The organism is Chryseobacterium sp. Y16C (genome assembly GCF_022488405.1).
Classification (GTDB): Bacteria; Bacteroidota; Bacteroidia; order Flavobacteriales; family Weeksellaceae; genus Chryseobacterium; species Chryseobacterium geocarposphaerae.
The window spans coordinates 237570-249851 of record NZ_CP092711.1; the positions used below are offsets into that span (position 1 = coordinate 237570).

Here is a 12282-nt window from a genome sequence, read left to right on the forward strand (position 1 = left end):
TATTCTTACGTCAATTTTAACACTAAACTAAAATTAAAACAACATATATGAACACTTTAACAGGTACAAAAGAGTTTTTTACAGGTATCGACAAAATCAAGTTTGAAGGAAAAGAAAGCAGAAATCCAATGGCTTTCAGATATTATGATGCGGAAAGAATTGTCATGGGCAAACCTATGAAAGACTGGACGCGTTTTGCAATGGCTTGGTGGCATACGTTATGTGCCAACGGAAGCGATCCGTTTGGTGGACCTACCATTCACCATCCTTGGGATATCGGAAATGATGCCGTGACAAGAGCCATGCATAAAATGGATGCAGGTTTTGAATTTATGTCTAAAATGGGCTTCAATTACTACTGTTTCCACGATATTGACTTGGTAGATCCTGCTGATAACTGGAAAGATTACGAAAAAAATCTTCAGGCTGTAGTAGAATACGCAAAACAGAAGCAGCAGGAAACTGGAATTAAGCTTTTATGGGGAACAGCCAACGTTTTCACCCACGAAAGATACATGAACGGAGCTTCTACCAACCCGAATTTTGATGTGGTGGCTTGCGCAGGAACTCAGGTTAAAAATTCTATCGATGCAACTATCGCACTTGGTGGTGAAAACTATGTATTCTGGGGTGGTAGAGAAGGATATATGAGTCTTTTAAACACAGATATGAAGCGTGAAAAAGATCATTTGGCGCGTTTCCTTTCCATGTCGAGAGACTATGCCCGTCAGCAAGGCTTTAAAGGAACTTTCCTTATTGAGCCAAAACCGATGGAGCCTACAAAACATCAATATGACTACGATTCTGAAACGGTAATCGGTTTCTTAAGACATTACGGATTAGATAAAGATTTTAAATTAAATATTGAAGTTAACCACGCGACTCTTGCTGGTCATACGTTCGAACATGAACTTCAGGTAGCGGTAGACGCAGGACTTTTAGGAAGTATCGATGCGAACAGAGGGGATTACCAGAATGGATGGGATACAGACCAGTTCCCGGTAGATTATTATGACATGGTTCAGGCTTGGTTGGTACTTTTGCCAGCTGGTGGTCTGGGAAATGGAGGAGTAAACTTCGATGCTAAGATCAGAAGAAACTCTATCGATCCAGAAGATTTGTTTATCTCTCATATTTCCGGAATGGATGTTTTTGCAAAAGGGCTTTTAGCAGCAGCAGATATTCTTGAAAATTCAGATTATAAAAAATTAAGAACAGACCGTTATGCTTCGTTCGACAACGGAAACGGTAAGGCTTTTGAAGACGGAACGCTTACTTTGGAAGATCTTCAGAGAATAGCTCATGAAATTGGGGAACCACAGCCAAAAAGCGGAAAGCAGGAATTGTTTGAAGCTATTGTGAACATGTATATCTAAAAATGTAAAAAGGCTGTTAAACACTAAGGATTTCTCAGAGTTATAATTATTACCAGCCTTTTTATTCAACCCTAATATTTAAAACATAATAATTATGAACCGATTTTATTTAGCTAAAACCAATAAAGCTGCCCTCTTTTTTGCGATGGCTTTATTGCCTTCCGGCTTGGCATATTCTCAGACTAAAAAAGATACTGTTGCTAAAGAGAAAAAAATAGAAGAAGTAGTTGTAATCGGATATGGTACGCAGAGAAAAGAAGCCGTTACAGGATCTGTTGCTACCGTAAAAGGAGACGTACTTCGTGAGGTACCTTCGGCAAATATTACTCAGGCATTACAGGGTAGAACTGCGGGTGTGGATATTTCACAAACCTCGACAAAGCCTGGAGCTACCATGCAGATCCGTATCAGAGGAACGAGATCTTTGACAGGGGATAATAACCCGCTGATCGTACTTGATGGTATTCCTTTTGTGGGTTCATTAGGAGATATAAGCTCAAGTGATATTAAAAGCATCGATATCCTGAAAGATGCGTCTGCAACAGCGATCTATGGTTCCAGAGGGGCAAACGGAGTTATTTTAGTAACGACGAACAGAGGTGCAAAAGGTCAGAAGCCGAGGTTCACCTACAATACTTTCACGGGAGTTCAGACTTTATTCTCGAAATATCCTATGATGGATGGTCCTAATTTTGCTAAGCTTCGTGCTTATGCTACACCTGCGCCTACAGGTTCACAAACGACCACTTCACCTTTATATGCGACCAATGCAGACGAATCTCCTAATAATAATACCGACTGGCAAAGTTTATATTATAAGCCGGCAATGATTACCAGCCATGATGTGGGAGTTTCAGGAGGAACAGAAGGAGGAAATTATAATGTGGGATTATCATACTTTAAACAGGATGCGCTTATCCCGCTTCAGAATTATGAAAGATTTTCTTTAAGAATGGCCATAGATCAACAGGTAGGTAAAGCCTTTAAGTTTGGGTTTACGACTAATACGAACTATTCCAAATCTGAAGGAAATGGTGTAAATCCCGGAGCTGTTTTAGGCTATTCTCCTATTGCTAATCCATATAATGCTGATGGAAGTTTTAAAAGAGTAATGACTACTGCAGGAGGAATTGATCAGACATGGATTTATACACGTAAAACGTTAGAAGGTTTAGGAGATAAATATATTGATGAGACAAAATCTTTTGCATCATACAACAATCTTTACGGTGAAGTTGCTCTTCCTATTACAGGCTTAAAGTACAGACTGAATGTAGGGTTGGATTACCGTACTGCAAACAGCGGGAATTACACAGGAGTCGGAGTATTTAATACCAACGCACAAGGTCCTTCTAATGCCGGTAGAGGAAACAACCAGACTTATCACTGGGTGTTAGAAAACCTATTGACTTATGACCGTACTTTCGGGAAACATAAAGTGAATGCGGTAGGATTGTATTCTGCGGAAGGTAACAGATTCACAAGTTCCTATATGAGTGCAAAGAATGTTCCTGCAGATTTCTTCCAATATTATAATCTAGGACAGTCTCCTCAGGCGGATATTACTGTGAATCCTAACGACCAGAGATATGAACAGACAGGCTTGCTTTCTGCAATGGGAAGAGTAATGTATACGTATGATAATAAATATATGTTAACAGCAACTCTCCGTGCGGACGGATCTTCAAGACTTGCTCCCGGCAATAAATGGCATACATATCCGGCATTATCATTAGGATGGAATGTTACTAATGAATCTTTCATGCAAAATATTAAAGTTCTTAATCTTTTTAAGCTGAGAGCAGGATGGGGACAGACTTCAAACCAAGCGGTAGCACCTTACTCTACACTGGGATCACTTACGGTTACTCCGTATAATTATGGAAGTACAAACAGCACAGGTGTTTATGTAAATCAGGCTCCCAATCCTGGACTTGGATGGGAATATTCCAAAACACAAAACTATGGAGTGGACTTTGGGTTGTTCAAAAATCGACTTACAGGTAGTCTAGAATATTATAAGACACATACTTATGATCTTTTATCCAATAAATCTCTACCACCTTCATCTGCTCTGGCATACGTAACTAAAAATGTTGCTGAAACAGAAAATAAAGGATGGGAACTCTCTTTGAACGGAACAATTCTTGATAATCCTGAAGGTTTTTCTTTGGATGCAGGATTTAATTTTTATACCAATAGAAACAAGATTTTAGCACTTGCGTCAGGAATTGACAGAGATGTAAGTAACCTTTGGTTCGTAGGACATAATATTAATTCTCTGTATGATTACCAGTATATAGGTCTTTGGCAGGCAGGAGATCCTTACCAAAACATTTTGGAGCCCGGCGATCCACGTGACGTGATAGGTTCTATTAAAGTTCTTTACACGGGAGGATATAATGCAGATGGAACGCCTGTAAGAGCAATCAACGCTGATGACAGACAGATTTTTGATACAGCACCGAAATATCAGGGAGGATTTAATATTCGCTTGGCATACAAAAATTTCGATTTAAGTACTGTAGGAGCATTCCAGCATGGAGGTATTTTAATCAGCTCACTTTATGGATCAGCAAGTTATCTTAACAGATTGACAGGGAGAGGAAACAACGTAGATGTAGATTACTGGACAGAAGACAATACAGATGCACGCTTTCCGCGTCCGGGACGTCACTTAAGTGGTGATAATCCAAAGTATTCTTCTACATTGGCTATGTTTGATGCTTCTTATCTTAAACTTCGTACCATTACTTTAGGATATAATATTAATAAAGATTTCTTAAAAGACTTAAAAATTACAAGTTTTAGAATTTATTTTACGGTTACTAATCCTGTTGTATTATTTTCGCCTTATCATAAATTCTCAGGAATGGATCCGGAACCTAACTCTTTTGGTAACGAAAATCAGGCAGTTAGTGGATATCAATCCCGTCAGCTGATTATAGGAACCAATAATCCATCCACAAGAAATTATTTAATGGGTCTTAATTTAACTTTTTAAAACTGTACAGTCATGATAAATTTTAACAAAAAAATGGTATTGGGAGCAATCTTCCTATCATTAACATTTACAGGATGTAATGAGATTCTTGACGAACAGCCAAGATCTATCTATACTGTCGATTACTTTAGTACTCCTGACGGTATCAATCAGAGTTTTACCTCTTTATACAGACAAATGCGACTATTATACGGTAATGGCTATTTTATGAGTAACTGCCAGAATGGTACCGACGAATCTACCTGGGCACAAAGTGCAGATGGTAATTTCAAAGAACTTGATATGTCAGGACAGGGAAATATTAATTCCAATACTTTTCCTACAAGTATGATTTGGGGATCTGTTTTTCCATATATTAATACATCGAATGGAATCATAGAAAAAGGCCCTGGCTTTGGATTTGCGGAATCTATGATCTCAGAAGCCAGATTTTTCAGAGGCTTTGATTATTTTATGTTAGTTCAGACATATGGGGGAGTTCCCTTAGATTTAGGATCCGGAGAATTAAAATTTAATACTGACCCGGTAGCAACTTCTACAAGAAATACTGTTCCGGAAGTATATACGAAAGCTATTTTTCCTGACCTTAAAAAAGCTGTAGATAATTTACCTACTACTCCTCGTGTAACAGGTGGTGTAACAAAAAATGTAGCAAGATTATTCTTGGCTAAAGCATACCTTACCTATGGGTGGTGGTTACAAAATCCTAATGGTATACCTACTTATCCTGAAGCTTCAAGAAATGATCCTGATGGTCACAATGCACAGTGGTATTTTCAGCAGGCATATGATATAGCTATGGAAGGTATCAACAATCCTGGAACTTATGGCCTGCAGCCGACTTTTTATGATGTAAACGTAGGTGCTAATGACAGAAACAATGAATGTATGCTTTATGCGGATCATACTTCATCCAGCAGCTATTATAATGAAAGTGATCCTGTAGGGTTTGGTTCTGGTTGGGCTCCGGATAATTTTGCAGCATGGATGCAGACTTGGAATTATACAGCGATTAAAAGCAGTAAAACAACAGCATGGGCGCCTACGGACATTGTAAGTTCTATTCAGCGTGAGGCTGCACAATCCTTGGGTAGACCTTGGGTACGTATGTGCCCTACACTTGGAGTTATTAAAAATACATTTGCAGATAAAACTAATGACTCCCGTTATGACGGAACTTTTGTTACCACTTACAGAGGAAATTGGAATAAGAACGGAACCGGACTTATGACTGTTCCTGTTTTATATAATGCGAATAATTTACCTGTGCAGCCTGGAGGAGCTATCTTAAGTTTCTTGAATGATGATTCTCAAACACCGACTTATCCTTCAGGATCAGGGCAAAGTGGAGTAGGAGCAGGAACATTGTCCGGGAGAGCAGATTGGGTAATTGCTCCTAACGGAATCAACAGAATTGTCTATCCTGGTCTTTGGAAAATAGGAACATACCGTACCGATGATCCTAATGGCTTAGGATATCCTAATGCAGGTCTTACACGTCCGTTCAGTGTAGCGAAATTCTCAGAATTCTACTTTATTGCAGCAGAAGCGGCGGTAAAAGGGGCTTCAGGAGCGATGACGGCAAGAGATCTTCTGAATGTGATCCGTGCCCGTGCAGGAAAATGGAAATTTAATAATGCTCAGAATACCGCTTATGTAGCAGATAACAGTGCTGCAATGGTTGCTGCAACTCCATCCACAATTACAATTGACTATATTCTTGCAGAAAGATCCCGTGAATATTACGGAGAATTCTACAGATGGTATGATTTGGTTCGTACTCAGAAATGGGAACAATATGCCGGAACGTATCAGATCGGAGGTGCATCTTACGGAGATCATACCCCTCAAACAGTAACGAGAACGATAAAACCTTTTCACTATCTGAGACCAATTCCTCAAAATCAATTAGATAATATGGAAGTTTCGGCAGATATAAAAGCAAAATACCAGAATCCTGGTTACTAAAAATTAGTTAGTTTCACATTCATATATAGTTTACAGGGCAGATCCTAAAATATCTGCCTTGTTTTTAATTTAAAATTTAAATGGTATGGAAAAAACATGGCGTTGGTTTGGGAAGAACGATAAAATTAAATTACAGACACTTCGACAAATCGGTGTGGAAGGGATTGTTTCAGCGTTGCACGATGCTCCTAACGGAGAAATCTGGAGCTTAGAGGCTATTAACGATTACAAAAATTATATAGAAAGTCACGGTCTTCGCTGGTCTGTTGTGGAGAGTCTTCCGGTAAGCGAAGCCATCAAATATGGAGGTGAAGACCGTGATTTTTTGATAGAAAATTATATCAAAAGTCTCGAAAACTTAGGAAAAGCAGGCGTAAATACCGTTTGTTACAACTTTATGCCGGTTTTAGACTGGGCAAGAACAGATCTTTTCCACGAATGGGAAGATGGTTCGTCGTCATTGTATTTTGATAAAGCAAGATTTGCCTATTTTGAGATTCATATTTTAAAAAGAGAAGGAGCAGAAAATGATTATAGTCCTGAGATTCTGCAAAAAGTTGAAGAATTAAAAAGAACACTTACAGAAAAAGATAACGATGATCTTATAGATTCGGTTATTGTAAAAACACAAGGGTTCGTTAATGGAAATATCAAAGAGGGCGATCTAAATCCGGTAGAAAAGTTCAATAATTTATTGGCTTTATATGATGGAATTGATAAAAACCAGCTTCGGGAAAACCTAAAATATTTCCTTGAAAAAATAATGCCTGTCTGCGAAGAATGGAATATCCAAATGTGTGTTCATCCGGATGATCCTCCTTTCGCCTTATTAGGTCTGCCAAGAATTGTAACCAACGAAGAAGATATCGATTGGTTCCTTAATGCGGTCGACAATCCTCACAATGGATTGACTTTCTGCGCAGGTTCTTTGAGTGCCAATCTTCAGAATGACGTTCCGAAACTGGCTCAGAAATTTGCCCACAGAACAAAGTTTGTTCATTTGAGAAGCACCAATGTTTTTGAAAACGGAGACTTCATCGAAGCGCATCATTTAGGGGGAAGAGGAAAATTAATCGACGTAATCAGGGTTTTTGAAAAAGAAAATCCGGATTTGCCAATGAGGATCGACCACGGAAGATTATTATCGGAAGATATTGATAAAGGTTATAATCCCGGCTATTCTTTCTTAGGAAGAATGTTGGCTTTAGGACAGATTGAAGGGGTAATGGCAACCGTACAAAACGAAATGTCCAAAAAACTTTAAAAAAACCGAAGGGTTTATTATAATAGCCGTAGGTAAAACTTATGGAAAAAATGGAAGACAATTTCCAACGAACCCGAAGGGTTCAATATCATTTATCAACCATCAATTATCATCAATATCATAATGAACGAAATATTCAGCATAAAAGATAAAGTAGCGGTCATCACAGGAGCTTCCGGCGTTTTGGGAGGAAGCCTTGCCAAAAGTTTTATCGAAGCGGGAGCAAAAGTAGTGGCTTTGGGAAGAAATCAGGAAACGCTTGATTCCCGTGTAAAGGAACTTACAGATTCGGGTGGTGATGCATTTGCCGTTGAAGCTAATGTAATGAACATCGAAAGCCTCGAAAACGCATCAAAGAAAATCATTGAAAAATATGGTAAAATAGATATTTTGCTGAACATTGCCGGAGGAAACATCCCTTCAGCAACATTATCTCCTGAACAATCATTTTTCGATATGAACATCAGCGGATGGGATGAGGTAACCGATCTTAATATAAATGGAACCGTTTATCCAAGCTATGTTTTCGGAAGAGTAATGGCAGAACAAAAAAGTGGAAGTATCATCAATATTTCTTCAATGGCAGCTTATTCGGCGATTACGAGAGTGGCAGGATATTCGGCGGCGAAATCAGCAATTACCAATTTTACACAATGGCTGGCTTCCGATTTGGCTTTAAAATTCGGGGATAAAATTCGTGTAAACGCAGTGGCTCCCGGGTTTTTCATCGGAGAGCAGAACCGTGCTATTTTACTGAATCCAGACGGTTCTTTAACAGATAGAAGCAAAAAAGTAATGGCTAAAACACCAATGCAAAGATTCGGAGAGGTGGAGGAACTCAATGGAACTGTACAGTTTCTCTGTTCAGATGCCGCAAGTTTCATTACGGGAGCTCTAATACCTGTTGATGGTGGTTTTAGTGCTTTCAGCGGAGTATAATTTGTAATTATTTTCTTCATATACTTTAGGCCTTAATTTATTATTAGGTTAAGGTCTTTTTCTAAATTTTCTAATAAATAGCTAAGAAGACACATATAAGCATATTTTAGCGAAACAGTACTAATTAAAACTAATAATAAATCTAAAAAATATAATAATGAAACAGAGACTAATGCAATCGATTTTTTCAGCACATAAAAACGGCATTATTGCAGCAGCAGCTCTACTTTCTGTAAGCAATATTTCAGCCCAGACATTCACCGATTTTCAATATAAAGGAAACGACAAAATATACAACGACAATCCTCTGAAGCCGGACGAATTCTATTCTCCGATTCTCCAGGGCTGTTATCCCGACCCGAGCATCACCAAAAAAGGAGATGATTATTATCTGGTAAACTCTTCTTTCTCAATGTTTCCTGGTGTTCCGATTTTCACTTCCAAAGATTTGGTGAATTGGAAGCAGGTTGGGCACGTTCTCGACAGACCTTCACAACTTAAAGTAGAAAAAGGTGGCGTTTCTCAGGGAATTTACGCACCGGATATCAAATACAACAAGTACAACGACACTTTTTATATGATTACCACACAAATCGCGGGCGGAGTCGGAAATATGGTCGTGAAAACCAAAGACCCGGCAAAAGGCTGGAGTGAAGTTCAAAAGCTGAATTTTGACGGTATTGATCCTGCCATCTTCTTCGATGATGACGGAAAAGCTTACATAGTTCACAACGACGCTCCACCAAAAGGAACCGAGCAGTATCAGGGTCACCGCGTCATCAAAATGTGGGACTACGATTTGGAAAAAGACCAGGTTGTCGCAGGTTCAGACAGAATTATCGTAAACGGTGGAGTGGATCTTTCTCAAAAACCAATTTGGATTGAAGGCCCGCATTTGTACAAGTACAAAGGAAAATATTACCTGATGTGTGCGGAAGGCGGAACCGGAGGTAACCACAGCGAAGTTATTTTTATGGCAGATTCTCCGAAAGGACCATTTGTTCCCGCTAAGAATAATCCAATTCTTACGCAAAGATATTTTCCGAGAGACAGAAAAGAAAAAGTAGATTGGGCAGGTCACGCCGATTTGGTGGAAGGCCCGAACGGACAATGGTACGGCGTATTTTTAGCCATTCGTCCCAACGAAAAAGGACGTGTAAATCACGGTAGAGAAACCTTCATTCTTCCGGTGGATTGGAGCGGAACTTATCCTGTGTTTCAAAATGGTTTGGTTCCGATGAAGCCGAAGTTGAAAATGCCACAAGGTGTTCAGAATCAAACCGGACAAACCGGATTCTTCCCGAATGGGAATTTCACGTATAATGATAAACTGACCGATAAAAACCTCGATTTCCGTTGGATTGCGATGCGTGGACCGCGTGAAAACTTCATTACGATTACAAAAACGGGTGTTAAAGTGAACCCGATGGAGACAAATATCAAAGCGTTGGCTCCAATTTCATCTTTGTTCCACAGATTACAGCACGAAGATTTTGAAACATCCGTGACACTTGATTTTAAACCTAAATCTGAAAAAGAATTGGCTGGAATTACTCTGTATCAAAGCGAAACATTCAATTACGTTTTTGGTATTACGAAGAAAGATAAAGATTTCTATATTGTTTTAGAAAGAACTGAAAAAGGAAGTTCAAAACTGATTGCCAGCGAGAAAATTTCATTGGGTAAGACTATCAGATTCCAGGCTGTTGGCGAGAAAGATAACATTAGTTTTAATTATTCTGTAGACGGTAAAAACTTTAAAAATTTGGGCGGTTCGGTTTCCGGAGATATCCTTTCAACCGATGTTGCAGGCGGTTTCACAGGAAGTTTGATTGGCTTGTACAGCACTTTGTCAAACGATATTGTGCCGAATTAATGATAATCTTTGTCATTCTGACCGAAACGAAGTGTAGTGAAGAATCTCCACTTAAATAAAGATTCCTCCTGTCGTCGGAATGACAATTTTAAAGAACCAAACCAAAATATCAAAACCGTGAAAATTAATCAACCATTTTATATAGTTTCTTTTTTGGGATGTATCGGGCTGAATCTTCTTTCAGCCCAGGTAAATCCTGTGAAAAAACAGGGGACAACGGCATTCAGGAACCCGATTATCTGGGCAGATGCACCGGATTTATCAATCACCAGAAATGGCGACGATTTTTACCTGATAAGTACCACTATGCACCTGATGCCGGGCGCTCCGGTGATGCATTCCAGAGATTTGGTCCATTGGGAAATGTCAAGTTACGTTTTTAATACGTTGAATGACAATTCTAAATATGATTTGATTGACGGAAGCGTTTACGGACGTGGACAATGGGCTTCTTCAATCCGTTATCACAAAGGGAAATATTACGTTCTGTTTTCCCCGAATGATGAGCCTTTCAAATCCTATTTTTATGTCACCGACAATCCTGAAAAAGGCAATTGGAAGCTTATCACGAGAACCAGACATTTTCACGATGCATCTTTGCTTTTCGACGATGATGACCGGGTTTACGTCTTCACTTCCAACAAAGTTTTTGAGCTTAGCCCGGATTTTAAAACCATTATCGGAAATCAGGATGGAACGGAAGTTTTTCAGAAAGATGAATCGGAAACCGGACTTTTGGAAGGTAACCAAATCATTAAAAAAGACGGAAAATATTATATGATGATGATTTCCTGGCCAAGAGGCGGAAAACGTTGTCAGGAAGTGTACAGAGCTGATAAAGTTACCGGACCTTACGAGAAAAAGGTCATTCTTGAAGATAATTTTCTTGGATTTTCCTACGCCGGACAAGGTGCTTTGATTGATGATAAAAATGGAAATTGGTATTCACTGATTTTCCAGGACAGAAATGGAGTAGGGAGGGTTCCTATTTTGCTCCCTGTGAAATGGGAAAATGACTGGCCAATTTTAGGTGACAACGGAAAAGTACCTTTGACGGGTGAAATTCCGCTTTCACCATTTAAACCGAAAAATCATCTGGTAGAAAGTGACGAATTTTCTGACAAAAAAATGAAAATCCAGTGGCAGTGGAATCATAATCCTGTCAATTCAGCTTGGTCTTTATCCGAAAGAAAAGGATTTTTAAGGTTAAAAACCAATAGAGTCGTTGATAATCTGTACCTCGCTCCAAATACACTGACACAAAGAATGGAAGGCCCGAAATCCAGTGGCATTGTTGCTCTGGATGTGAAGGGGATGAAAGACGGCGATGTTGCAGGTCTCAGTGCGTTCAACGGCGATTCCGGGATTTTGTCTGTGGTAATGGAAAATGGTAAGAAGTTTATTGTTTTTTCAACGAATGAAGTCAGTTTAGATAATAAAACGAAGGCGGTTACAGGTGTTAAAAAAGATGAAAAAAAGAGAATCCCATTAAACTCGGACAAAGTTTATTTTAAAATTGATGCCGATTTTAATCTCGGAAAAGATTTGGCCGATTTTTATTACAGCACAGACCAGAAAAACTGGACCGAAATGGCAAAAGATTATAAAATGATTTTCGATTACCGGAGATTTTTTATGGGTTCAAAGTTTGCGATTTTCAATTATGCTACCAAAAATCTGGGAGGTTTTGTAGATGTTGATTTTTTCAGAGTGAATAAAAGTTCGGAATAATTAGAGTTGAATAATTTGGGCAGCTTTATCCGCCCTCCGTTCCCGCTTTTTTGTTCCGCTACGCTGCACAAAAAGAGCTCCACTCAGGTCGGGCTGCGAAAGGTTCGCTGTTAAAATGAATTAG

The 12282-nt window shown here is 39.1% G+C and carries 7 protein-coding genes; all 7 read left to right on the plus strand.

Annotated features, from left to right (window positions below; genetic code table 11):
- The first annotated feature begins 47 nt into the window (after nt 1-47).
- The 7 genes from xylA to MKS83_RS01075 all read left to right on the plus strand — a co-directional run bounded on the left by xylA (nt 48) and on the right by MKS83_RS01075 (nt 12158).
- Nucleotides 48-1376 (plus strand): xylose isomerase, encoded by a 1329-nt coding sequence (gene xylA, locus MKS83_RS01045; protein ID WP_240581589.1) that lies wholly within the window; start codon nt 48-50, stop codon nt 1374-1376.
- A 94-nt stretch (nt 1377-1470) separates the two neighbouring features.
- Entirely contained in the window at nt 1471-4380 is a 2910-nt protein-coding gene (locus MKS83_RS01050; RefSeq protein WP_240581590.1) for a SusC/RagA family TonB-linked outer membrane protein, read from the plus strand.
- Between the two features lie 12 nt (nt 4381-4392).
- A complete protein-coding gene (locus MKS83_RS01055) occupies nt 4393-6348 on the plus strand; it encodes a RagB/SusD family nutrient uptake outer membrane protein (RefSeq protein ID WP_240581591.1) in 1956 nt (651 codons plus the stop codon).
- An 85-nt stretch (nt 6349-6433) separates the two neighbouring features.
- Nucleotides 6434-7612, plus strand: a complete 1179-nt coding sequence (uxuA, locus tag MKS83_RS01060; RefSeq protein WP_240581592.1) for a mannonate dehydratase — start codon at nt 6434-6436, stop codon at nt 7610-7612.
- Between the two features lie 123 nt (nt 7613-7735).
- Entirely contained in the window at nt 7736-8551 is an 816-nt protein-coding gene (locus MKS83_RS01065) for an SDR family oxidoreductase (protein WP_240581593.1), read from the plus strand.
- Nucleotides 8552-8708: 157 nt separating this feature from the next.
- Nucleotides 8709-10427, plus strand: a complete 1719-nt coding sequence (locus MKS83_RS01070; RefSeq protein WP_240581594.1) for a glycoside hydrolase family 43 protein — start codon at nt 8709-8711, stop codon at nt 10425-10427.
- Nucleotides 10428-10544: 117 nt separating this feature from the next.
- Nucleotides 10545-12158 (plus strand): glycoside hydrolase 43 family protein, encoded by a 1614-nt coding sequence (locus MKS83_RS01075; protein WP_240581595.1) that lies wholly within the window; start codon nt 10545-10547, stop codon nt 12156-12158.
- Nucleotides 12159-12282: the final 124 nt, after the last annotated feature.